Origin of the sequence: Ornithinibacillus jepli, assembly GCF_047228935.1 — a bacterium.
In the GTDB taxonomy this organism is placed as follows: Bacteria; Bacillota; Bacilli; order Bacillales; family Amphibacillaceae; genus Ornithinibacillus.
Genome location: NZ_JBFEGG010000001.1, coordinates 945,070 through 969,869 on the forward strand (window position 1 = coordinate 945,070; position 24,800 = coordinate 969,869).

A 24,800-nucleotide genomic window follows, 5' to 3' on the forward strand; every position below is an offset into this window, starting at 1 on the left:
CCTAGGAGGTTACTATATGATTTCACAAGATAAACTTGACCGAATTAATGCGTTAGCTAAAAAGGCAAAAACTGCTGAAGGATTGACGAAGGAAGAACAAAAAGAACAGAAAACATTACGGGAAGAATATTTAGGAAATGTACGAAATTCCTTTAAAAATCAGTTGAAAACAATGACAGTTATTGATCCAAAAGGCAATGATGTGACACCGAAAAAACTTCGTGATATGCAGGAAAGAAACCAAAAACACTAGACATAGTAATGCTATATTAAGGAATACTAGAAATATGGTAGGCTGTCATTACTTATAGCTAGTTACTTAAGGAAAGGAGTAGAAATTATGTCAATCAACATAGAACAGATGTCAATTAATGCAATCCGTACATTATCTATTGATGCTATTGAGAAAGCAAATTCTGGTCATCCTGGATTGCCTATGGGGGCAGCTCCAATGGCATATACTTTATGGACAGATTTTATGAACCATAATCCGAAGAATTCTAAATGGTTTAACAGGGATCGTTTTGTTTTATCAGCAGGACATGGATCAATGCTTCTTTATAGTTTACTGCATTTATCGGGGTATGACGTTACAATAGATGATATAAAAGCGTTTCGTCAATGGGGCTCTAGAACTCCAGGACACCCAGAAGTTCATCATACAGATGGAGTTGAAGCAACGACTGGCCCTTTAGGTCAAGGGATTGCTATGTCTGTTGGAATGGCGATGGCAGAAGCGCATTTAGCTGCCAAATATAATAAAGAAGATATTCAGGTTATCAACCATTATACATATACACTAGTTGGTGATGGTGATTTAATGGAAGGGATTTCTCATGAAGCAGCATCCCTAGCAGGTCATTTGAGATTAGGAAAATTAGTTGTATTGTATGATTCGAATGATATTTCTCTCGATGGAGAGTTAAACCGTTCATTTTCTGATAACACAGAAGAACGATTCCGATCTTATGGATGGCAGGTTATTCGGGTGGAGGACGGAAATGATATAGTACAAATCCGTTCTGCAATAAAACAAGCGAAAGAAAATACGGAACAGCCAACATTAATTGAAATTAAAACAGTAATTGGCTATGGTTCTCCAAATAAATCGGCTTCATCAGCTTCTCATGGTGCACCACTAGGAGAAGATGAAGTAGTATTAACGAAGGAATTCTATCAATGGGGACATGAAGACTTCCAAGTTCCTAATGAGGTATATACTGATTTCAAGGAAAAGATTCAAGTTAAAGGAGAAAAACTTGAAAGTGATTGGAATAATCTTTTTACCACTTATAAACAAAAGTATCCGCAAGAAGCTAATGAATTAGAAATGGCAATTCGAGGGGATTTGCCAGAAGGTTGGGCAGAAAATCTACCTAAATATGAAGTAGGAAAATCATTAGCTACAAGAGCATCTTCAGGTGAGGTAATAAATGCAATTGCTCAAGAAATCCCTAACTTCCTTGGTGGTAGTGCAGATTTAGCTGGGTCTAACAAGACTACAATAAATGGGGAGGAAGACCTCACAAGACATAATTATAGTGGTAGAAATATTTGGTTTGGTGTACGTGAACATGCAATGGGGGCAGCATTAAACGGTATGGCTCTGCATGGAGGTCTAAAAGTGTTTGGCGGTACCTTCTTTGTATTTAGTGATTATTTACGGCCGGCAATACGTTTATCGGCAATCATGAATACACCAGTTACGTATGTATTCACACATGACTCTATTGCGGTTGGAGAAGATGGACCAACCCATGAACCGATTGAACATTTATCTTCATTTAGAAGTATGCCAAATCTCTCTGTTATTCGCCCAGCAGATGGTAATGAAGTGAATGCAGCCTGGAGACTTGCGGTAGAATCGACCGATCAACCGACACTCCTTGTCTTAACAAGACAAAACTTACCGACGCTAGAGGGGACTAAAGTAAACGCCTATGAAGGTGTCAAACGTGGAGGCTATATTCTAAGCGATGCTTCGAAAGAAACTCCAGATGCTATATTAATTGCTTCTGGTTCAGAAGTACAACTTGCAATGGAAGCACAAAAAAATCTTAGAGAAGACGGTATAGATGTAAGAGTAGTTAGTCTTGCATCATGGGATCGTTTTGACAAACAGGATGAAAGCTATAAACAAAAAGTATTACCAAAAGCAGTTAAAAACCGTATTGCAATTGAAATGGGATCACCATTAGGCTGGGAGCGATATGTAGGTCTAGAAGGAAAAGTGATGGGTATTACAACTTTTGGTGCATCTGCGAATGGTGAAAAGCTTATAGAAGAATACGGCTTTACGTTAGAGAATGTTATAATCAATGTGAAGAATTTAGTTAAATAAAATCCAGTAGTAATAGTCCAATTCGAATAAGAATTGGACTTTATTTATTTTCGACAAAACTAGTGATATTTTGTTTCGCAGTATGACATTATTTTTTAATAGATTACGTATAATAGATGGAAAAGGGGAGGGAAGAAATATGAAAGAATATAAAGTATATTGGATTAAAGAAGAATTTGCTAAGCATTATTATTATAAGTGTGACATTCTATTCCGATTTTTAAAAGAACACTATTACAATCAATTACGTAATGACTTACTTATGCAATTTAATTTTATAACCGAGAACTTCCCAAAGGATCCTCTAATCTCACAATTAATTAGACAACCTAAAAATACTTTGCGAAGAGAGTATAGTATGGATAAGCTAGAAATAGGAAATAAAAGAGAATTTATTACTTTACATATTGAAGAAAAACATATAAAATTTCGTTGTGAAACATTACAGGATGCTGAAGCATTATTATTTCCTACTTTGAGACGGTTTCATCCATATTTATTCATCATTGATAATGATTATGAAAATTATGGATGGATTTCGCCTGTAAAGATTAGTACTGCATATAATAATGACCAAGTATTGTATTCTTAGAACTGTTTTACTATACTGTATAAGAGACAACACGAAGGAGGAAACGAATAAATGGACGTAATTTGGGTCGTATTAATTGCTATAGCAGCTTTAATTGCTGGTGTTGCTCTTGGATTTTTTATTGCCAGAAAATACATGATGAGTTATTTGAAAAAGAATCCACCAATTAATGAGCAAATGCTACGTACGTTAATGATGCAAATGGGGCAAAAACCTTCACAAAAGAAAATTAATCAAATGATGCGTGCGATGAATAATCAAATGGATAATAAATAGCGTTCTGCAATAATGAAATACTAACATAAGTATACATTGCACAGAGATAACCCGTACTAAATCCTAGTAGGGGTTTTTTCATGACAATATTTTCGTCTAATTGTCAAAATCATTAAGCATTCTTTTGTAATCCTTTTGTTATAATGAGTAATAGACACAGAAATTCAGGAGGCTAATTATGTCTGAAATAAATATTTTTCTTGCATTTGGAGCAGGGTTTCTTTCATTTGTTTCTCCATGCGTTTTACCACTCTATCCTGCTTTTTTATCATACATAACAGGTATGAGCGTTAGTGAAATTAAAGATGAAAATAAAATGTTAAATCGTAATAGTATTTTACATACTCTTTGCTTTTTAATTGGTTTTTCAAGTATTTTTATTGTGTTTGGTTTTTTTTCTTCAGCCATTGCACAATTTCTTGTAACATATCAAGATATAATTAGGCAAATTGGAGCTCTATTAATTATATTCTTCGGTCTAGTTATTGTAGGGATATTTAATTTCAAATTTTTAATGAAAGATAAGAAAATCACCTTTAAAAACAGACCATCTGGATTTTTAGGATCGGTTTTAATAGGTCTTGCTTTTTCTTTAGGGTGGACGCCATGTACTGGTCCAATTCTTGGGGTTGTATTTACATTAACAGCTACTGAGCCAAGTAAAGGGATGGTAATGATGATTGCCTATATTTTAGGGTTTTCCATCCCGTTTTTTGTATTATCCTTCTTTATCGGTAAATTGAGTTGGATTAAACGCAATAGCCATAAAATTGTTAAAATCGGTGGATATATTATGATTGCTTTAGGAATTGCATTATTTTTCGATTGGTTGACAAAACTAACTGCATTCCTGGCAGGGTGGATAGGTTTCTATGGATTTTAATGGTAAACTATATTATTATAATACCTATAGATATTACATAAGGAAGTGTTGTTTTTGATTAAACCTAATAATCTGATATTACAAACTGCAACTGCTTTAATTGCCTTTATATTATTAGGGTTTTCTGTTTACTTATTTTTCGCAGGCCATAATGCTCCTGGTGGTGGATTTATAGGTGGATTAGTTACCGCAGCAGCAGTAGTTTTACTATATATGGCATACGGAATAGACTTTGTAAATAAAATATTGCCGATAAATTTCCGAGTACTTATACCAGTTGGGTTATTGGTTGCGTTTTTAACAGGTTTAGGGTCATTCTTATTTGATGCTCCTTTCCTATCACATACATTTGGGTATTTTGAATTTCCGATATTTGGAGAAGTAGAACTTGCAACAGCTATGCTATTTGACTTGGGAGTATACTTAACAGTAGTTGGAGTAACCGTTACAATTATTATAAATATAGCAAATGATACAGGATCAGAAGTTTGATTTTATATAATTGGGGGATTTGTTAAATGGCAAGAATTTTAATAGTTGATGATGCGAAATTTATGCGAACTACATTACAAACGATCCTAACAAAAAGTAACCATGAAATAGTAGGAGAAGCAGAAAATGGGGAAGAAGCTATTTCCTTATTTTCCGAGCACCATCCTGATTTAATAATTATGGATATAACAATGCCTGTTATGAATGGAATCGATGCAATTAGAGAAATAATGAAAATTGACTCTACTGCTTTAGTAATTGTTTGTTCTGCAATGGGTCACCAAAAAGTTGTAGTAGAAGCTATTGAATTAGGGGCAAAGGATTTTATTGTTAAACCATTCGATGAACACCGTGTACTAGAAACGGTAAATCGCGTTTTATCATAAACTGCTAGATAACTATACACGAGAAAGAGTGTTATTATGTTTTGGATTATAGCAAGTACAGTGGTAGCATTTATGATGGCTTCCGTAATGATAGTTGTACGTCTAAGAGCGTCAAGGAAACCAGCTTCTGTAAAGAGAATTATTCTGCCACCATTATTTATGAGTACTGGTGCTCTCATGTTTTTCTTTCCGGAATTTCAAATAAAGTGGATACAGGTCGTAGAGGCTCTTTCTGTTGGAATTATATTTTCTATTTTTCTGATTAAAACCTCAAAATTTGAAATCCGAAAAGAGCATATTTATTTAATTCCTTCTAAAGCTTTTATTGTGATATTATTTGTATTACTAATTGCTAGAGTTATATTAAAACTATTAATAGGTGGGACAATTTCATTGGGGGAAACGAGTGGGATGTTTTTCCTGTTAGCTTTTGGTATGCTTGGCAGCTGGAGGCTAGCTATGTTATATAAATATAAACAATTAGAAAAACAATTAAAGGTGCCCTCATCATCGTGAAGGCACCTTTTAGTTTTTAGTGTATTTCGCTTGCCAATTGGTTCGATAATCGTCTTTAGATAATTTAAATAACGGTTCATAAGGATATACATCAATATCTTTTTCTTTTAATTTCTTTCTTAAAAATTTATGATCTCGCTTCGGAGTTGCAAGAATATAACCTTCGATGACAGTTTCTTGGTTTATGATAGACAATCCTTTATCCAGTGCAACCTGCCCTATTTTGCTAGCTATTTTTTGCCTAGCTACATCACGAAATAATTCTGGAACAGGGGATACGAATTCTTCAAGTAAGTCTTTTTCTCCTTGATTCCACATATGTTTCGTTTGTTCTAAATAATGTAGTTCCCAATCCATCATGGATTTTCCATCTTCCTTTGGAAGCTGTTTTAGGAATTTGCGAAACATGAAGTATCCGCCAATTGCCATGAATCCAATCATGAAGAATCCCCAAAACACTATAATATATGACATAATATCCACCTTTTTCTCTTATTACTCTTTGCAAGACATACATAATTTAGTTGATAATTAGTAACAATACTGTAATTTTTGCTTCTAAAGAGTTAAAATTCTGATAAACTTATTACTTTTAGTAATTATCTATGCTAATATTATTATAATTATAGTTTTCTTTTTAAACAACTTTCATATTTGGATAAATATCAACATATAGTATATTAAACTTGAAAGTTTGTATGAAATTGTAGTAAAGGGGCGGATCCGATGGAGAAAGAACCAAATAAAGACAGTATAGAGCAAAATTCAGCAATTGTAATCAGCCCTTTTGATAATGTTTTGTCATCATCTTCTAATCATAATAATAGTCTAGCAAATTTGCCAGAGTTTATTACAAATTGGATAGAACAAAATAGTAGTGAATTTTTTTCTATTTGGGATAAAAGAGGTACAGGTGTTTACTTTTCAAAGGCGGTTGAACCAATTCTAGGATTTAAGCCTCAGGAACTTATAGGGAAATCCTATACAGAATTTATTCTTCCAGAGGATATAGAATACATAAGGAAAGACTTTAATAAGGAAACATTTACGAATCAAACGTTTAATGCCCATATAATGAATATCAATCATAAATACATATGGTGTGAGAGCAAAGTTGCTAAAATGAAAGATCCCATAAGTGGCGAACATATTTATGTCTGTACTTCAAGAGACATTACAGATAAGAAGGAAACAGAGGAAATGATCATTCGGTCTGAAAAAATGTCTATTGCTGGTCAATTAGCAGCTGGGATTGCGCATGAGATTAGAAATCCATTAACTTCGATAAAAGGCTTTCTGCAATTACTACAAGCTGGAGTTAATCGGAAAGATGTTTATTATAAAATCATGATCGACGAGATTGAAAAGATGGAAACGATAACGTCGGAGTTATTATTTATATCGAAACCGCTTACGGATAATAAAAAGCAAGAGTCTATTTTACAGATGATTAAAGATGTTATGGAATTGCTAAGACCTCAAGCGAATTTAAAAAACATCTTAATCGAAATCGTCGGAGAAGAAAAGTTTATTTATTGTGATAAGTCGCAAATTAAGCAGGTTTTAATCAATATTTTAAAAAATGCAATCGAAGCGATGGAGGATGCTGGGGTTATTACAGTTACATTAAAAGAATCGGATGCGGAAGTTAGAATAGATATAGCTGATGAAGGACCTGGTATCGATGAAGAAGTTATCCATAAACTTGGTGAACCATTCTTTACTACGAAACAGCAAGGTACTGGATTAGGTTTAATGATTACGAAACAATTACTGGAAAGGCATAATGCCAAATTAGAGATATTGCAAAATGAAGTAAAGGGAAGTACATTTCGTATTATTTTTCCAAAATAGCACTTTTATGAAAATACTTTTGATATAATTAAGTGGAAAAATAAAAATTAAAACTGTATAACTAAAACTTATCATCTTACATAAGATTTTTGTATATTAAATCGAGTATGAAACGATTGTTTTATACTCGATTTTCCTTTAATATGATAATGAAAGAAAACTAATAGAATTTGGAAGCGCTTATGATAATTTGATATTATTTCGTTTATAGCAATTATTCCAAATTCAGATTGAAAGGGGTTTATGCAAATGGGAGAGAATAGTGTCTTCAATGCAAAGAAGAAATTCGATCTTAATGGTAAGTCTTATAACTACTATCAACTAAAAGCATTAGAAGAATCTGGTTTAGGAAAAATTGATAGATTACCATTTTCTATTCGTGTTCTTCTAGAATCTCTCGTTCGTCAATATGATGGCCGTGTAATTAATGATGATCATGTAAAAGCATTAGTAAAATGGGGTACTAAAGATGGTAAAGGGGTAGATGTACCGTTCAAACCATCTCGCGTTATTTTACAAGACTTTACAGGGGTACCTGCTGTTGTTGACTTAGCTTCACTACGTAAAGCAATGGTAGATTTAGGCGGTAAACCTGATCAAATTAACCCTGAAGTTCCGGTTGATTTAGTAATCGACCACTCTGTGCAAGTAGACCAATACGGTTCTACAAGTGCACTACAAGCTAATATGGATTTAGAATTCAAACGTAATGGAGAGCGCTATGAGTTCTTACATTGGGCTCAAAAAGCATTTGACAATTATCGTGCTGTTCCACCAGCAACTGGTATTGTTCACCAAGTTAACTTAGAATACATTGCAAATGTAGTACATGAAGTGGAAAATGAAAATGGTGAATATGATGCATTCCCTGATACACTAGTTGGTACTGACTCACATACTACGATGATTAATGGACTAGGTGTACTTGGATGGGGTGTAGGTGGTATTGAAGCAGAAGCAGGTATGCTTGGTCAGCCTTCATATTTCCCTCAACCAGAAGTAATTGGTGTTAAATTTACTGGAAGCTTCCCACAAGGAACTACAGCAACGGATTTAGCACTTAAAGTTACACAAGTACTACGTGAACGTAATGTAGTAGGGAAATTTGTTGAGTACTATGGACCAGGTTTAAAAGACATGCCACTTGCAGACCGTGCAACTATATCTAACATGGCTCCTGAGTATGGTGCTACATGCGGATTCTTCCCAGTTGATGAAGAAGCACTAAACTATTTACGTTTAACTGGTCGTGATGAAGATCATATTAAATTAGTTGAAAAATATTGCAAAGAAAACAACTTATGGTATTCACCAGATTTAAAAGATCCTGAGTACACTGAAGTTGTGGAAATTAATTTATCCGAATTAGAACCAAACCTTTCTGGTCCTAAACGTCCACAAGACTTAATTCCACTATCTAAAATGAAAGAGGAGTTTAACAAAGCTATCACAGCACCACAAGGTAATCAAGGTTTTGGTTTAGATAAATCTGAATTTGATAAAGAAGTAACAGTCAAATTATCTAATGGTAAAGAGACTGTAATGAAGACTGGTGCTATTGCAATCGCTGCAATCACATCTTGTACAAATACATCAAACCCATACGTTATGTTAGGTGCAGGATTGCTTGCTAAAAAAGCAGTAGAAAAAGGATTAGAAGTTCCTGCTTTTGTTAAGACTTCATTAGCACCAGGATCAAAGGTTGTTACACGTTACTTAGAAGATGCTGGCTTAATGCCATATCTTGATAAGTTAGGATTTAGCTTAGTTGGTTACGGTTGTACAACTTGTATCGGGAACTCTGGACCACTTTTACCAGAGATTGAAGAAGCAATTGCGAATAATGATTTAACAGTAGCTTCTGTATTATCTGGTAACCGTAACTTTGAAGGTCGGATCCACCCGCTAGTAAAAGCAAACTATTTGGCATCACCACCATTAGTTGTGGCATATGCACTAGCAGGAACTGTAGATATTGACTTAGCTAAAGAAGCAATTGGAACAGATGCAGATGGCGAACCTATTTACTTAAATGATATTTGGCCATCTATGGAAGAAATTAAAAATGAAGTTAGTCGTGTCGTTAATCCAGAAATTTTCCGTAAAGAGTACGAAAATGTATTCAACTCTAACGAAAAATGGAATGAAATCGATACAACTGACGAGCCTTTATTCGAGTGGGATGAAGAATCAACATATATCCAAAATCCACCATTCTTTGAAGGTCTAGCAAAAGATGCAGGAACTGTAGAACCATTAAACAACCTACGTGTAATTGGTAAATTTGGTGACTCTGTAACAACTGACCACATTTCACCAGCAGGAGCAATTGCTAAAGACATGCCAGCAGGTCTTTACTTACAAGAAAAAGGAGTTTCACCAAGAAACTTCAACTCTTATGGCTCCCGTCGTGGTAACCATGAAGTAATGATGCGTGGTACATTCGCAAACATCCGTATTCGTAACCAAATCGCTCCAGGTACAGAAGGTGGATATACAACTTACTGGCCTACAGGTGAAATAATGCCAATCTATGATGCAGCAATGAAATACCAAGAAGAAGGTACGGGATTAGTAATCCTTGCTGGTAAAGATTATGGCATGGGGTCTTCACGTGACTGGGCTGCTAAGGGTACAAACCTTCTAGGAATTAAGATGGTTATTGCAGAAAGCTTTGAACGTATCCACCGTTCTAACTTAGTTATGATGGGTGTACTTCCATTAGAATTTGAAAAAGGTCAAAATGCTGAAAAATTAGGTCTAACTGGTAAAGAAACATTCAACCTAGAGATTGGTGAAGATGTTAAGCCACATGATCTTGTAAAAGTAACTGCTATAGATGAAAATGGTAAAACAACTGAATTTAAAGCTGTTGTACGTTTTGATAGTGAAGTAGAGATTGATTACTATCGTCATGGTGGTATCTTACAAATGGTACTACGTAACAAATTAGCTTAATCAAAATGGAATGGGCTCCTTGATAGGAGCTCATTTTTTATGTAAAATGTGAAAACTCTATGACATATGAGTTTATTTCTTTATATATTGAGGCAAGATTGTATATTATAGACATAGGCTAAAGATGGATTACATATATGTAGGGAGTTTATACTATGATTAAAAAGTTTGTCGGTATAGGAATATTACTTGCGCTTGGCATAGCTTTAGTGATAAACGTTGTAGATTTTGAAAAAAAAGATGGACAAGCAGCATCAGGACCAAATTTAGTCGATGTAACTGGAGATCCGTCTGTTGATGGTGTGACAATAGTCTCTCCGAGTGCTAGAGGAATAAATGAAGGTGACACTGCACCAGATTTTGAATTACCATTGTTAAATGGTGACACCGTGAAACTTTCTGATTTAAAGGGTAAAAAAGTACTAATAAATTTTTGGGCTACATGGTGTCCTCCTTGTAAAGAAGAAATGCCAGAATTAGAAAGATTCTATGAAGAACATGGTGATGAAATAACGATAATTGCTATTAATGCAACCGGTTCTGAACGTAATGAGCAGGCGGTTCGTGATTTTATTGAAGAATATGGTTATACGTTTCCAGTTGCAATAGATAACAATAATGAGACTACAGACACTTATATGGCTATGACTATCCCAACTTCTTATTTCATAGGCTCCGATGGAGTAATTCAAGCTCCTCGAAAAGTTGGACCAATGTCATATGATTTTATGGTCGATATGATGAATTCTTTAAACTAACGTATATAATTTTACAAAAATTATTATAAAAATAGTATGGAATGGTAATACTTCTATATAAAAAGGGAGTGATTACCATTTCTTTAAAAAAGCGTCTTTCATTTGAAGAACTGGTTCAAACGAATAGACAACAAATCTTGTCAGATCGAGAAATATTGGACCGAATTGAAGATAACTTAGAAAAAAGAGCACGTGACATTTTGTCAAAAAGAAAAGAAGCATAATTTGAATGAAATTATTAATCTAATTTTTGAGGATGGGATATCAATTATATTCCGTCCTCTTATCCTTTTTATAATCATTATTTTTACCTGCATAGTTATAGAAGATAATCAAAAAATAACAATGCTAGTGGCAACATGATTTTAAAAAAGGAGGATATACATGAACGAAAAACAGCAATCCCCAAAACCAGATGATCGTAGTGATAACGTAGAGAAACTTCAAAATATGGTACAAAATACGATCGAAAATATTGAAGAAGCACACGAAACAATGCAATTTGCTTCAGGTGAAGAAAAACAGAAAATAATCGATAAGAACAAACGTCGTGAAGAAGCAATTGAAGGATTCCGTTCTGAAATCAAAGATGAAGCACAGGACCATTAGCATACAATTAACCTCAAATCTATTAAAGGTTTGAGGTTTATGTTTACTCCTAAAATACGCTTAAGTCAGTTTGTTTATTCTACCTTTACCTGTATGGTAAACTAACAATACAAGGGTAAGGAGGACAACAAACTTGAAAAAGATAAAATTTCCCATTGAAGTAAGATATCAAGAAACGGATCAAATGGGTGTAGTTTACCATGCGAATTATCTAGTATGGTTTGAAATTGGTAGAACGAAATTCATTGAACATTTAGGATTAAGTTATATTGAAATGGAAAACAATGATATCGTGTCTCCAGTTATTGATGCTCAACTTTCGTTTAAAAAACCTGTTAGATATGGAGAGAAAGTATTTGTTAAAACATGAATTTAACAATATGACGGATTACGTACGGTATATGGTTATGCTATTGTAGATGAAGATGATGACATTAGGGTAACTGGGACAACGAAACATGTCATTGTAAAGAAAGATAGCTTCCGGCCAATTTCATTACGAAAAGCGTTTCCTAATTGGCATGAGTTATACATGAAGAATATAGTAGGTGAGGAGTAGTGGCTTTTGGATTAAAGAGAGAAGAATTGAAAAGCTGGAAAAAGCAAGTAGAGAGTGGAGAAATCGCCTTTCTGACTCATTACTGGTTAGATAGCCGTTTTCCTGGTTGCACAACTGTAACGAAAGTTGGTTGTAAGAATCTTGCTAAACTAGTTCATTGGGGTGAGCAATATCATTTAGATCCAAAATGGATTCATCATGATGATAACTACCCTCATTTCGATTTGTTTGGGGACAGGCAAAAAGAAATTCTTACAAAAGAAGGGGTATGGGACCAAATTAACAAGTTTAATTTATAACTATGCGCTCAAATGTACTTCACTTTGAGCGCTTTTGTTTTTCTATTTTTTCAGGAACGTAGTCAACCCCACCTGGATGAAAAGGATGGCATTTGCTAATTCTTTTTATGGTTAAATAACTACCTTTAATTGCACCGAATCTACGTACCGCTTCAAGTCCATACTCAGAACAGGTTGGATAGAACCGACATGTTGATGGTGTAAAAGGACTAATGGCACTACGATAGAATTTTATAAGTCCTATTACGATAAACTTCATATATTAACCTTCTTTTTTGAAAGATTAAAATTTATTATAACGTATTGTTGCAATAGCATCATGCATGTGAATAGATTCTTCGTTTTGACATGTAACTTCAAAACCCTTAATAAAGTCTAGTTCATATAAGTCTGCTGCAACTAACCTTGCCATGTCTTCTACAAATCGTGGGTTTTCATACGCCTCTTCAGTCACCATTTTTTCATCAGGTCGTTTTAGTATAGGGTGTAATCGTGAGCTTGCATTACTTTCGGCTGCTTCTAATAATGCAAGTTTCCAATCTATATCAGATTCATCGAAGTCTTTGATTAGGCTAGCTTTCATAGATACTTTACCTCGTTGGTTATGTGCACTATACTCACTAATTTCTTTTGAGCAAGGACAAAGAGTAGTAATAAGTACATCCATACCAACCTCTATGGCATGTCCCTCCTCTTGAGTATAAGAAACTTCAATAGTTAAGTCTGCATGATTTAATCCTGCAAATTTAGTATTAGGAGCTTCTCGTTCATAAAACCAAGGAAAATGAATTGCAATTTTGGAATCTTTCTGACCTAATCTGTCAGCAAGTTCAGCTGTAAATTCTTTTAATATAGAAAAATCAGCTTGAAAACCATTTTTACTATAAGAAGATAATTGTTCCATGAAACGACTCATGTTTGTACCTTTACTTGATTGTTGTATACTAGATGTAAATGTAAAAGATGCAACACTAGTCTGTACTTCTGGGCTAGTATGACTTCGTATCATAATCGGATGTTTAACATTCGTTATTCCAACAGAATCAAGTTCAAATAAAAAGTCTTTTTGCATATTTTGCAAATCAGCCATTTTATCTTTTTCGATGGGCTTCTCTTTTGGACCGGGTTCTACTGATCCGAATAGTTTGTGTCTTTCTTCCTTAGTAGGCAGTTGTATATGCGGTATGTTATTTGCGTTCATTACTATTTCCCTTTCTAATGCAAGACTTGTCTCTTATCAAAGTATAAGGCAATTATTCCATATATTTCAATCATACCGCTTTTACATCCACTTAATTTTAGGCTCTGTTTTATTTAATATCCGCTTTATGTTTGCTAGATGGCGATAAACAACAAATAAGGTTAACACGCCTACGACAATCATTAAGCCAATGTCTCCAATAAATAGCGTTACTATAAACGAAACTAAACCAGTGACCATGGAGGAAAGAGACACATACTTAGAAATTTTTAATGTTAATAGAAATGTTAACACCATAACAGCAAATAAAATAGGATTTACTCCAAGAATAATACCACCAGAGGTAGCGACAGCTTTTCCCCCTTTAAAACGAGCGAATAATGGGTATGTATGTCCAATTACAGCAAATATACCAATAGCGAGACGATATACATCAGCGTCAAAAAATAACGGGATTAGAGTTGCTAAAGTTCCTTTTAGAATATCAGCTAATGTTACAATAATCCCTGCTTTAATACCTAACACTCGAAATGTATTGGTACCACCAAGGTTACCACTTCCATGTTCACGAATATCGATATTATAACCAACTTTTCCAACAATTAGGGCAGATGGGATGGAGCCTAATAAATATGCAATTATAGCAAACAGAACATATTCCATTTCATTTCCTACTTTCATCTTTAAATTTAATTATGTTTATTTTATCATGAACTATTAGGATAAGGTACTAAAACAAAATAATTTATGATATTTAACAAATTACTAATTATATTTTAACTTACATGCTAAACTAACTATAAGTATAATCGAAATGAAGGGAGTAACCAAGCATGCAGAATCCTAGTAATGAAGAAATTAAAGAAATATTACAATCAGCAAAAACAATTGCAGTAGTAGGGCTTTCGGACAACCCTGAAAGAACATCCTATCAGATTTCTAAAATAATGCAAGACATAGGTTATCGGATTATTCCAGTAAATCCTACGATAGATGAAGTGTTAGGTGAAAAGTCATATGCAACTCTACTGGATATTAAGGAACCTATTGATATTATTAATGTTTTTAGAAGACCAGAATTTCTACCAGATATTGCGAAAGAAGCTGCGCAAACAGAATGTAAAGTATTCTGGGCACAACAAGGGATTACGAATGATGAAGCGTATGAGTTTTTAAATGAAAGAGGCTATACTGTTATTATGGATCTTTGTATTAAAGTTGCACATGCTGTACTCGTTAAAAAGTCGTAAAAGTTGGATGGCAAATGTCATCCTTTTTTATTTGGGAATCATTTAAAATAGAATGCTCTCACATAGAACTTCTATACAAGACAAAATATGTTGTAGTATACTAATAAATATTGTGCTGGTAATGAGAGACCTTTACAAATAACAAACACCTGTTCTACTATATAAATAATAACAATATGAACAATTGGTGAAGGGAGCAAACGGATTTGGACAAGACACCTTTACATTATTCTGATGATTCCATTCAAGTACTTGAAGGTCTTGAGGCGGTTCGGAAAAGACCTGGGATGTATATTGGTAGTACTGATCATAGAGGATTACATCACTTAGTATTTGAAATTGTAGATAACGCTGTCGATGAAGCACTAGCTGGATACGGAAATGTTATTAAAGTTAAGATACATAAAGATAATAGTATCTCAGTTGAAGATAGTGGGAGAGGTATCCCGACTGGTAAGCATAGTACAGGTAAATCGACAATGGAAGTAATATTCACCGTATTACATGCTGGAGGAAAGTTTGGGCAAGGTGGTTATAAAACGAGCGGTGGATTGCACGGTGTAGGAGCTTCAGTAGTAAATGCATTGTCAGAATGGTTAGAAGTAACCTCACATCGTGATGGTGAAGTATATTTTCAACGTTTTGAAAATGGCGGAGTTCCAGTGGGTTCTAGTAAAAAAATTGGAACATCAAAAAAGACAGGCTCACGAATCCATTTCAAACCCGATTCTTCTATTTTCTCTACGACCGTATTTAGTTATGAAACGATTTCAGAGCGTTTACGAGAAGCAGCTTACTTATTAAAAGGCTTACGTATTGAGATTAAAGATGAACGCACAGAGGAAAATGAAGTATATGAATATCCTGATGGACTAAAATCCTTCGTTCACTATTTAAATGAGGACAAAGATCCACTTCATGACGTAGTTTTCTTTGAGGGTGAACAACAAGAGATTGAAGTAGAATTTGCCTTCCAATTTAATGATGGTTTTTCAGAAAACGTTTTATCATTCGTTAACCATGTCCGTACAAAAGATGGCGGTACCCATGAATCGGGAGCTAAAGCAGCGATAACGAGATGTTTTAATGAATATGCAAGAAGAACCAATGCTTTAAAAGAAAAGGATAAAAATCTTGAAGGTACTGATATTCGTGAGGGATTAACAGCGCTAGTATCAGTCAGAATTCCTGAGGGAAAACTTCAGTTTGAAGGTCAAACGAAAGGGAAATTAGGTACTTCAGAGGCACGTTCTGCAGTAGATGCGGTAGTATCTGAAAAGCTAAACTTCTTCCTTGAGGAAAACCCAGATATTTCTGGCTTACTTGTGAAAAAGGCTATAAAAGCAAAAGAAGCAAGAGAGGCAGCTAGAAAAGCTCGTGATGATGCTAGAACTGGTAAAAAGAAACGTCGTAAGGATACTATTTTAAGTGGGAAGTTAACACCTGCGCAATCAAAAAACCCTGAGAAAAACGAATTATATCTGGTTGAGGGTGACTCTGCTGGTGGGTCTGCAAAACAAGGAAGAGATCGCAAATTCCAAGCAGTATTACCACTGAGAGGTAAAGTTATTAATACAGAAAAAGCTAAGTTGCAAGATGTTTTTAAAAATGAAGAAATCTCAACAATCATTCATACTATCGGGGCTGGAATTGGTCCTGAATTTACATTAGAAGATGCAAATTACGATAAAATTATTATTATGACAGATGCTGATACGGATGGTGCTCATATTCAAGTGCTATTATTAACGTTTTTCTATCGTTATATGAGACCATTAATTGAAGCTGGTAAAGTATATATTGCCCTGCCGCCTTTATATAAAATTTCAAAAGGCACTGGTAAAAAAGAACAACTCATCTATGCATGGGATGATGATGAGATGCGAGAAGCAGTTAAAAAGTTTAAGAATGGTTATATTATACAGCGTTATAAAGGGCTAGGAGAGATGAATGCGGATCAATTATGGGATACAACGATGAATCCAGAAACTAGAACTCTAATCCGGGTAACCATTGAGGATATTGCTCGAGCGGAGCGTCGTGTTACTACGTTAATGGGAGATAAGGTTGAACCTAGAAGGAAATGGATTGAATCCAATGTAGAATTCGGATTAAATGATGATCCAAATATACTAGAAAATGATAAAATTCACTCATAAAAATAGATTTAATAGTTAAGTGAAGGGGGAAATGGCTTGTCACAGTCAGAAAAATTTCTCGATCTTCCATTAGAAGAAGTAATCGGTGATCGATTTGGTAGATATAGTAAATATATAATTCAAGATCGTGCAATTCCAGATGCACGCGATGGTTTAAAACCTGTTCAACGTAGAATTCTATATGCTATGTTTCGAGAAAAAAACACACATGATAAACATTTTCGTAAATCCGCAAAAACTGTTGGTACTGTAATCGGGAATTATCATCCACATGGTGATTCATCTGTATATGATGCGATGGTACGATTAAGTCAAGACTGGAAGATGCGAAATGTACTTATTGAAATGCATGGGAATAATGGTAGTATGGATGGCGATCCACCAGCAGCAATGCGTTATACGGAAGCGAGGCTTTCAAAGATTTCGTCGGAACTACTACGTGATATTAATAAAGATACAGTAGATTTAATGCCTAACTTTGATGATACGGATCATGAGCCAGTTGTATTACCTGCCAAGTTTCCTAATCTTTTAGTGAATGGTTCAACCGGAATATCAGCAGGTTATGCTACTGATATTCCACCACACAATCTAGGAGAAGTAATTGATGGTGTAATCAGACGTATCGATAAGCCGAATACTACTACTGAGGAATTAATGAAAATCATTAAAGGCCCAGATTTTCCAACTGGCGGTATTATTCAAGGTGTAGACGAAATTAAGAAAGCATATGACACTGGTAAAGGGAAAATTGTTGTCCGTGGAAGAGCAACCGTTGAATCGATTCGCGGGAATCGTGAACAAATCGTAATAGATGAAATTCCATATGATGTAAATAAAGCTAGTCTAGTTAAGAAAATTGATGAGTTACGATTTGATCGAAAAGTAGAAGGAATTGCCGAAGTTCGTGATGAAACTGACAGAACTGGATTACGTATCGTTATTGAGCTTAAGAAAGATGTAAATAGTGAAGGTGTTCTTAACTTCCTTTATAAAAATACAGATTTACAAGTTACCTATCACTTCAATATGGTGGCGATACTTGATAGAACACCGAAGTTACTTTCTTTAGCTGAAATGCTTGATGCTTATATTTTACACCAAAAAGAAATTGTAACGAGGTCTACTAAGTTTGATTTAAAGCAAGCTAAAGATCGTTCTCATATTGTAGATGGATTAATTAAAGCGATTTCCATACTAGATGAGTTAGTTGCTACTATTCGCGCATCAAAAGACAAGCAAGATGCCAAAAATCAAATTATGGAAAAATATGATTTTACAGAAAGACAAGCGGAAGCGATTGTGATGTTACAGCTTTACCGTTTAACCAATACAGATGTTACACAGCTTCAGGAAGAAGCAGAAGAATTAAGAAAGAAAATTGCGGAGTACGAATCTATTCTAGGAAGTGAAGAGAAATTACTGGAAACAATAAAGAATGATTTAAAAGAAATGAAGAAGCAATTTTCAGAGCGACGCAGAACAGTTATTGAAGACAAGATTGAAGAACTGAAGATAGATATTGAAGTAACGGTAGCAAGTGAGGATGTGTTAATTTCTGTAACGAAGGATGGCTACATTAAACGTACAAGTATTCGTTCTTATGCAGCATCCAATGGAGAAGACTTTGCGATTAAAGAAGATGACCATTTAGTTGGATTAATCGAGGCCAATACAACAGATAAGATCTTAGTGTTTACGAATAAAGGAAAATACTTATATATTCCTGTTCATGAGCTACCTGATATTCGTTGGAAGGATATTGGACAGCATATCTCAAACATAGTCCAAATAGATAAGGATGAATATATTATCCATTCTTTACCTATAAGAGAATTTAAAGATGATGAATATCTCATATTCTTTACGAAGAATGGTATAGTTAAGCGTAGTGAATTGAAAATATATGAGGCACAACGCTATTCTAAAGCACTTGTCGCTCTTAATTTAAAAAATGATGATGAAGTGGTAAGTGTTTGCCAGACTAAAGGCTATTCTGATGTATTTATCGCATCAAATAAAGGATATGGACTTTGGTACCATGAATCGGAAGTTCCTGTAGTTGGGCAACGTGCAGCAGGGGTTAAAGCAATTCAATTAAAAGACGGTGAATATGTAGTAGGCGGACAAGTCTTTGATGACTTATCTGAACCTTCACTTGTTGTCATTACACAGCGTGGAGCTTGTAAGCGAATGAAATTACGAGAATTTGAGAAATCAACAAGAGCAAAACGTGGTTTAATTATGTTAAGAGAGCTGAAAAATAAACCGCATCGTATCGTTGGGTTCTTTGCTACTTATGAAAAGGATACAATTTCCTTCACGACATCGAAAGGGGAAACACATCAGATTTTCCCATTAGAATTAACGAATAGTGATCGATATAGCAATGGATCCTTTGTCATTGATGCAGATAATCAAGGTGAAGTTGTAGAAGTATGGAAGGAAGCGAATTACGAAAAACCGTTTGATCCTACTATGGATTAGTGAAAGAAGACAGACTCGTCTATATGACAGTCTGTCTTTTTACTAAGTAATATTTTGGTATAAGGAGAATCAGCAATGATTATAACTACAGCCGGGAGAGTTACTAGTCAGCTAGTAGCTAAAGCAAAAAAACTATCCCATGAGTATAATATCCCCTTTAAAGAAAGGCACGGAGTTTCTATTGCTCAATTAAAATCACTTTACCAAGACGATATTATGATTGTAGGTAAAGACCGAATAGATATCTCACCCTATCAAAGTGATAAAAATTTATTTTTCCATCCCAACTTAGCAATGATTCGAGCAAAACGTATTTTAAAAGGGGAAGTTGAACCACTAATTACAACAGCAAAACTAACTAGCGGGAAATCTTTTTTAGATTGCACATTAGGCTTAGCTTCAGATAGTATAATTGCTAGCCTAGCTGTCGGACCCGATGGAAGGGTAGTCGGCATCGAAGGGAACGAAATACTATATTTGTTAGCAAAACAAGGCTTAGGTTCTTTAGCAACTGGAATTTTGGAATTCGATCAAGCAATGAGAAATATAGAAGTAGTTCATTTGGATCATTTAAAATTTTTACAACGAGCTGAATCGAATTCTTTCGATATTGTTTATTTTGATCCCATGTTCCATGAAGGAATTAACGAGTCAAATGGTATCAACATAATTAGAGAGCAAGCCATTACTACTGATATAACTACTGAAATTGTAAGGGAAGCAAAAAGAGTAGCAAAAGAACGGGTCGTGCTTAAAGATCATTGGAAGAGCAATAGATTTAACGAATTAGGGTTTATCCAATTTAAAAGAAAAACATCACTTTTTCATTATGGAACGATAGAAATACAAAAATAATTTTATCTTTATAAATTGCGAAAATTATGATAAGCTAAAGTGGAAAATTAGAGAGGAGGGCTTCTGACGAATTTAAGAGATAAAATTATCGATGCGGCGTTACATTTATTTGAAAAGAAAGGTTTTCACGGTGTAACGGTTAATGAAATTGTTGATAGTACTGGCACTTCAAAAGGCGGATTCTATCATCATTTTACATCTAAAGATGAACTTTTATTTGTTATACATGATACGTTTATTACGTATGTATTAGAAAAAGCATACATAGCAAAAAACACCTATGACTCTCCGACAAAGAAATTAGAGCAAATTATTAAAAATTTTGTTCAAGTGTTTGATTTATATAAGCCACATATTTCAGTATTTTACCAAGAAAATGTATACTTAAAAGCAAATTATGAGGAACTAATTAAGAAAAAGCGCGACCAATTTAAGAATATTATCATTGATACCATCCGTGAAGGAAAAGATGTAAATGAATTTCGAGAAGACTTGTCAGCAGAAATTACCGGGATGGCCATATTAGGAATGGTTAACTGGACATATAAATGGTATAAAAAGTCTGGCGATAAGTCGATCGATGAAATTGGCAATATTTATGTGGATTTAATTATGCGATCAATTTTAAAAGAAAAAATGTAAGCGGTTAAATAAATGAGATAATTCAATTAGTTTCTAAACGAAAGTTGTATTTTTTTAAAATATTACCGACCAACCAGTCGGTCTTATATAAACTAAGGAGGGGAACATATGGATTTTAATTTAACAAAAGAACAAACAATGATTAGAAAAATGGTACGTGATTTTGCGGAGGAAGTTATTAAGCCTCGAACAGTTGAAATTGATAAAGAAGCAAAATTTCCTTTAGATATCTTTGAACAGATGGGTGAACTTGGTCTACTGGGAATTCCTTTTCCAGAAAAATACGGTGGCTCAGGGGGAGATACGTTATCCTATGCAATCGCCGTAGAAGAAATCGGACGTGTCTGTGGGAGTACTGGCTTAAGCTATGCTGCAGCAGTTTCTTTAGGAGCTAGTCCTATCTATTACTTTGGAACCGAAGAACAAAAAGAGAAGTATCTAAAACCACTAGCGGAAGGGAAAGCGCTAGGTGCATTCGGTTTAACGGAGCCAAATGCTGGTTCTGATGCTGGAGGAACAAAAACCACTGCAGTAATAGACGGTGATGATTTTATTATCAATGGTGAAAAATGCTTTATTACGAATGCAAGTTTTGCAAGGACGTTAATAGTCACAGCAGTAACTGGTAAAAATGAAAAGGGTAAAAATATTATTTCAGCAATTATCGTTCCTACAGATACCGAAGGAGTAAAAATCACAAGCAATTACGATAAAATGGGTGTTCGAGGCTCCGATACAGCAGAAATTGTCCTTGATAATGTTCGTGTTCCAAGGTCTAACCTACTAGGTGATCCACAAAAAGGATTTAGCCAATTTTTATATACATTAGATGGTGGGAGAATTTCAATTGCTGCTTTAGGCTTAGGTATAGCACAAGCATCATTTGAAAAAGCATTACAATACGCTAAAGAACGTAAGCAGTTTGGAAAATCTATTTCAAATTTCCAAGCTATCCAGTTTAAACTTGCAGATATTGCAATGGAAGTAGAACTGTCTAGAAATATGGTTTACAAAGCAGCTTGGCTAAAAGATAATAATCAACCATTTACGAAAGAATCGGCTTATGCGAAATTATTTGCTACAGAAACAGCCTTTCGAGCAGCAAATCAAGCTATCCAAATTCATGGTGGATATGGGTACATGCGAGAATACGAAGTAGAACGCTATTTGCGTGATGCTAAACTACTTGAAATTGGTGAAGGTACATCTGAGATTCAGAGACTTGTTATTGCTAGACAATTAGGTTGCTAGACTACAAGTAGATTAAGGAGTGAAAAAATGATTTCTAAAGTACTGATAGCAAATCGTGGTGAAATTGCAGCAAGAGTGATTAGAACATGCAAGAAAATGGGGATTCAAACCGTTGCAGTCTATTCTGAAGCAGATGAACAAGCACCATTTGTATCTATGGCAGATGAAAGTTACTTAATTGGTCCCTCACGCGTAAATGAAAGTTATTTAAATGTGGATAAAATCCTTCAAGTTGCAAAGGAAGCTGGTGCGGATGCAATTCACCCAGGATACGGTTTTTTGAGTGAAAATAGCAAATTTGCAGAGGCATGTGAATTGAAAGGTATTACATTCATTGGCCCAACAAGTAAAGTGATAAGCATGATGGGAAGTAAGATTGAAGCGAGAAAAGCAATGAAAAAAGCGAATGTTCCAATTGTACCTGGAACAGAGGATGCCATCACTTCTAAAGAGGAGGCAGTAGAAATTGCAAAGGAAATCGGATATCCCATTATGTTGAAAGCTTCCCTAGGCGGTGGTGGAATTGGGATGCAAGTCGTAAATAGTGATGAAGAATTATTTAAAGCGTTTGATAATAATGCTAAACGAGCGGAGAGCTTTTTCGGGGACGGCTCGATGTTTCTAGAAAAAAAGATTGAACATGCAAGGCATATTGAGATTCAACTTTTGGCAGATAACTTTGGCAATGCTTTACATTTATTTGAACGTGAATGTTCTATTCAACGCCGCAATCAAAAGGTTATGGAGGAAGCTCCTTCGCCATTTATATCTGAAACAACTAGAAATAAAATGGGAAAAGCAGCAATTGATGCTGCGAAGGCAATTGGTTATACAAACGCAGGAACTATTGAATTTTTAGTCGACCAGGACGAAAATTTTTATTTCTTAGAAATGAATACGAGAATACAAGTAGAACATCCTGTAACAGAAGAAATTACAGGAATAGATATTGTTGAAGAACAAATTAATGTAGCAAATGGAAAGACATTGGCTATTAAGCAAGAAGACATATCGATCAATGGGCATGCAATCGAAGCTAGAATATATGCCGAGGATCCGAAAACATTTTTCCCTTCACCAGGCCATATTACAACTTTTGTAGTACCAACTGGTGAAAATATTCGATTAGAAAGCGCAGTAAAAGGTGATTACCAGGTTACACCCTTTTATGACCCAATGATTAGTAAATTAATAGTAAAAGGTCAAAATCGTAATGAAGCTATCAAGTTATTAATTGAGACGTTACAGAAAACATCTATTGAAGGAATTAAAACAAATGTACCTTTGCTTTTAGAAATTGCTTGTCACGAGGCGTTTCAAGCAGGTGAAACAACCACTAAATTTATTGAGGAATATTTCAGTACAATAAAAAAATAACATAATGTATTTAGGAGGAGAAAACATGGAAGAAATTAAAGCAATAATGGCTGGTAATGTTTGGAAGGTATTAGTATCTGTAGGTGACACAGTGGAAGAAGATCAAGATATCGTTATTCTAGAATCAATGAAGATGGAAATTCCGATAGCCGCAGAAGAAGCGGGTACTATTAAGGAAATCAAAGTTGCAGAAGGTGATTTCGTTAACGAAGGCGATTGTTTGGCAATTATTGAAACTAACTAAATTTAGGAGGATTTTATGACCTTAGTGAATTTAGAAATTGTAGATAACCATATAGCTGTCATAACGTTAAATAGACCTGAAGCCGCAAATGCCATGTCTAGAGCACTTTTAGATAATTTAGATCAAGTCGTATTAGAAGTGAATCGTAACCAACAAATTTACTGTGTGGTTATTACTGGAAGTGGAAATAAAGCTTTTTGTGCTGGCGCTGATTTAAAGGAACGTAGTGGAATGACGAATGAGGAAGTCGTTAAAGCAGTTCAATATATTGGAAAGACCGTAACAGAAGTAGAATCCATCAACGTACCAGTAATTGCAGCACTAAACGGTGTAGCATTCGGGGGTGGATTGGAATTAGCTCTCGCATGTGATATAAGGATCGCTGCTAATACGATAAAATTAGGGCTAACAGAGACATCGTTAGCAATTATCCCTGGAGCAGGAGGAACACAGCGTCTTCCTAGATTAATCGGAATAGGAAAAGCAAAACAATTAATCTATACAGCAAAAGCAATTACAGCTGAAGAAGCATTTTCTATTGGATTAGTGGAACAGTTAACTACTGAAGATGAACTCCTTGACACAGCTATAAATATCGCTAAAACAATTGCTAAAAATGGACCAATTGCACTGCGTCAAGCAAAAAGTGCCATTAATCAGGGCAGTCAAGTAGATCTAAAAGCCGGTTTAGAAATAGAACACTTATGTTATAAAAAGACCATTCCAACAAATGATAGATTGGAAGGGTTACTAGCTTTTAAAGAGAAACGATCCCCAGTATACAAAGGAAATTAAAGAGTTGGAGGTCAGA

General features: G+C 34.8%; 27 protein-coding genes and 1 pseudogene. 24 read left to right on the top strand and 4 right to left on the bottom strand.

The genetic code is table 11. The features are described from left to right. The first annotated feature begins 16 nt into the window (after positions 1–16). From AB1K81_RS04895 to AB1K81_RS04930, 8 genes are all read left to right on the top strand, one after another. Positions 17–253, top strand: coding sequence for a DUF896 domain-containing protein (locus AB1K81_RS04895; RefSeq protein WP_412975528.1), 237 nt, complete (start codon positions 17–19; stop codon positions 251–253). An 87-nt stretch (positions 254–340) separates the two neighbouring features. Beyond that, positions 341–2,341, top strand: coding sequence for a transketolase (gene tkt, locus AB1K81_RS04900; RefSeq protein ID WP_412975529.1), 2,001 nt, complete (start codon positions 341–343; stop codon positions 2,339–2,341). A 139-nt stretch (positions 2,342–2,480) separates the two neighbouring features. Then, entirely contained in the window at positions 2,481–2,933 is a 453-nt protein-coding gene (gene sirA, locus AB1K81_RS04905; protein WP_412975530.1) for a sporulation inhibitor of replication protein SirA, read from the top strand. Between the two features lie 51 nt (positions 2,934–2,984). After that, on the top strand, positions 2,985–3,209 hold the full coding sequence (locus AB1K81_RS04910; protein ID WP_412975531.1) for a YneF family protein: 225 nt from the start codon (positions 2,985–2,987) through the stop codon (positions 3,207–3,209). A gap of 178 nt (positions 3,210–3,387) precedes the next feature. Further along, a complete protein-coding gene (locus AB1K81_RS04915; protein ID WP_412975532.1) occupies positions 3,388–4,092 on the top strand; it encodes a cytochrome c biogenesis CcdA family protein in 705 nt (234 codons plus the stop codon). A gap of 54 nt (positions 4,093–4,146) precedes the next feature. Continuing rightward, entirely contained in the window at positions 4,147–4,584 is a 438-nt protein-coding gene (locus AB1K81_RS04920; protein ID WP_412975533.1) for a Na(+)/H(+) antiporter subunit B, read from the top strand. 26 nt (positions 4,585–4,610) lie between these two features. Further along, entirely contained in the window at positions 4,611–4,970 is a 360-nt protein-coding gene (locus AB1K81_RS04925; RefSeq protein WP_412975534.1) for a response regulator, read from the top strand. A gap of 36 nt (positions 4,971–5,006) precedes the next feature. Continuing rightward, on the top strand, positions 5,007–5,486 hold the full coding sequence (locus tag AB1K81_RS04930) for a CcdC family protein (RefSeq protein ID WP_412975535.1): 480 nt from the start codon (positions 5,007–5,009) through the stop codon (positions 5,484–5,486). Between the two features lie 9 nt (positions 5,487–5,495). Here the strand turns inward: AB1K81_RS04930 and AB1K81_RS04935 are convergent, their stop codons facing one another. Beyond that, entirely contained in the window at positions 5,496–5,960 is a 465-nt protein-coding gene (locus AB1K81_RS04935) for a DUF2621 family protein (protein WP_412975536.1), read from the bottom strand. Positions 5,961–6,212: 252 nt separating this feature from the next. Here AB1K81_RS04935 and AB1K81_RS04940 point away from each other — a divergent pair, with 252 nt between their 5' ends. The 7 genes and pseudogenes from AB1K81_RS04940 to AB1K81_RS04970 all read left to right on the top strand — a co-directional run bounded on the left by AB1K81_RS04940 (position 6,213) and on the right by AB1K81_RS04970 (position 12,523). After that, positions 6,213–7,340 carry an ATP-binding protein gene (locus AB1K81_RS04940; RefSeq protein ID WP_412975537.1) on the top strand — a complete coding sequence of 376 codons (1,128 nt, stop codon included), beginning with the start codon at positions 6,213–6,215 and terminating at the stop codon, positions 7,338–7,340. Between the two features lie 249 nt (positions 7,341–7,589). After that, complete coding sequence (acnA, locus tag AB1K81_RS04945; RefSeq protein WP_412975538.1) at positions 7,590–10,298, top strand: aconitate hydratase AcnA; 2,709 nt, start codon at positions 7,590–7,592, stop codon at positions 10,296–10,298. Positions 10,299–10,453: 155 nt separating this feature from the next. Next, on the top strand, positions 10,454–11,056 hold the full coding sequence (locus AB1K81_RS04950; RefSeq protein ID WP_412975539.1) for a TlpA family protein disulfide reductase: 603 nt from the start codon (positions 10,454–10,456) through the stop codon (positions 11,054–11,056). A 68-nt stretch (positions 11,057–11,124) separates the two neighbouring features. Next, positions 11,125–11,280, top strand: a complete 156-nt coding sequence (locus AB1K81_RS04955) for an FbpB family small basic protein (protein WP_412975540.1) — start codon at positions 11,125–11,127, stop codon at positions 11,278–11,280. Between the two features lie 160 nt (positions 11,281–11,440). After that, positions 11,441–11,665 (top strand): small acid-soluble spore protein Tlp, encoded by a 225-nt coding sequence (tlp, locus tag AB1K81_RS04960; protein ID WP_412975541.1) that lies wholly within the window; start codon positions 11,441–11,443, stop codon positions 11,663–11,665. A gap of 133 nt (positions 11,666–11,798) precedes the next feature. After that, a pseudogene (locus tag AB1K81_RS04965) lies at positions 11,799–12,224 on the top strand (acyl-CoA thioesterase). Then, on the top strand, positions 12,224–12,523 hold the full coding sequence (locus tag AB1K81_RS04970; protein WP_412975542.1) for a hypothetical protein: 300 nt from the start codon (positions 12,224–12,226) through the stop codon (positions 12,521–12,523). The pseudogene AB1K81_RS04965 and the gene AB1K81_RS04970 overlap by 1 nt, the downstream one beginning before the upstream one ends. Before the next feature lie 19 nt (positions 12,524–12,542). Here AB1K81_RS04970 and yidD read toward each other — a convergent pair whose 3' ends face one another. The 3 genes from yidD to plsY form a co-directional block, all read right to left on the bottom strand. After that, positions 12,543–12,782, bottom strand: a complete 240-nt coding sequence (yidD, locus tag AB1K81_RS04975; protein WP_412975543.1) for a membrane protein insertion efficiency factor YidD — start codon at positions 12,780–12,782, stop codon at positions 12,543–12,545. A 24-nt stretch (positions 12,783–12,806) separates the two neighbouring features. After that, positions 12,807–13,724: a GTP cyclohydrolase FolE2 gene (gene folE2 / locus AB1K81_RS04980; protein WP_412975544.1), complete on the bottom strand. Its 918-nt coding sequence runs from the start codon at positions 13,722–13,724 to the stop codon at positions 12,807–12,809. A gap of 81 nt (positions 13,725–13,805) precedes the next feature. Beyond that, the gene (plsY, locus tag AB1K81_RS04985; protein ID WP_412975545.1) at positions 13,806–14,387 is read right to left on the bottom strand and encodes a glycerol-3-phosphate 1-O-acyltransferase PlsY; all 582 of its coding nucleotides are present in this window, start codon (positions 14,385–14,387) and stop codon (positions 13,806–13,808) included. A gap of 170 nt (positions 14,388–14,557) precedes the next feature. Here plsY and AB1K81_RS04990 point away from each other — a divergent pair, with 170 nt between their 5' ends. The 9 genes from AB1K81_RS04990 (at position 14,558) to AB1K81_RS05030 (ending at position 24,784) form a co-directional block, all read left to right on the top strand. Beyond that, positions 14,558–14,974: a CoA-binding protein gene (locus tag AB1K81_RS04990; RefSeq protein ID WP_412975546.1), complete on the top strand. Its 417-nt coding sequence runs from the start codon at positions 14,558–14,560 to the stop codon at positions 14,972–14,974. A gap of 206 nt (positions 14,975–15,180) precedes the next feature. Then, the gene (gene parE / locus AB1K81_RS04995) at positions 15,181–17,133 is read left to right on the top strand and encodes a DNA topoisomerase IV subunit B (protein ID WP_412975547.1); all 1,953 of its coding nucleotides are present in this window, start codon (positions 15,181–15,183) and stop codon (positions 17,131–17,133) included. A 36-nt stretch (positions 17,134–17,169) separates the two neighbouring features. Continuing rightward, positions 17,170–19,620, top strand: coding sequence for a DNA topoisomerase IV subunit A (parC, locus tag AB1K81_RS05000; RefSeq protein WP_412975548.1), 2,451 nt, complete (start codon positions 17,170–17,172; stop codon positions 19,618–19,620). Between the two features lie 75 nt (positions 19,621–19,695). Continuing rightward, a complete protein-coding gene (locus tag AB1K81_RS05005) occupies positions 19,696–20,475 on the top strand; it encodes a class I SAM-dependent methyltransferase (protein ID WP_412975549.1) in 780 nt (259 codons plus the stop codon). A gap of 87 nt (positions 20,476–20,562) precedes the next feature. Beyond that, the gene (locus AB1K81_RS05010) at positions 20,563–21,117 is read left to right on the top strand and encodes a TetR/AcrR family transcriptional regulator (RefSeq protein WP_412976117.1); all 555 of its coding nucleotides are present in this window, start codon (positions 20,563–20,565) and stop codon (positions 21,115–21,117) included. Between the two features lie 108 nt (positions 21,118–21,225). Then, positions 21,226–22,368 carry an acyl-CoA dehydrogenase family protein gene (locus tag AB1K81_RS05015; protein WP_412975550.1) on the top strand — a complete coding sequence of 381 codons (1,143 nt, stop codon included), beginning with the start codon at positions 21,226–21,228 and terminating at the stop codon, positions 22,366–22,368. 27 nt (positions 22,369–22,395) lie between these two features. Then, positions 22,396–23,745 (top strand): acetyl-CoA carboxylase biotin carboxylase subunit, encoded by a 1,350-nt coding sequence (locus AB1K81_RS05020; RefSeq protein WP_412975551.1) that lies wholly within the window; start codon positions 22,396–22,398, stop codon positions 23,743–23,745. A gap of 25 nt (positions 23,746–23,770) precedes the next feature. Beyond that, positions 23,771–23,989, top strand: coding sequence for an acetyl-CoA carboxylase biotin carboxyl carrier protein subunit (locus AB1K81_RS05025; RefSeq protein ID WP_412975552.1), 219 nt, complete (start codon positions 23,771–23,773; stop codon positions 23,987–23,989). 15 nt (positions 23,990–24,004) lie between these two features. Further along, entirely contained in the window at positions 24,005–24,784 is a 780-nt protein-coding gene (locus tag AB1K81_RS05030; RefSeq protein WP_412975553.1) for an enoyl-CoA hydratase, read from the top strand. Positions 24,785–24,800: the final 16 nt, after the last annotated feature.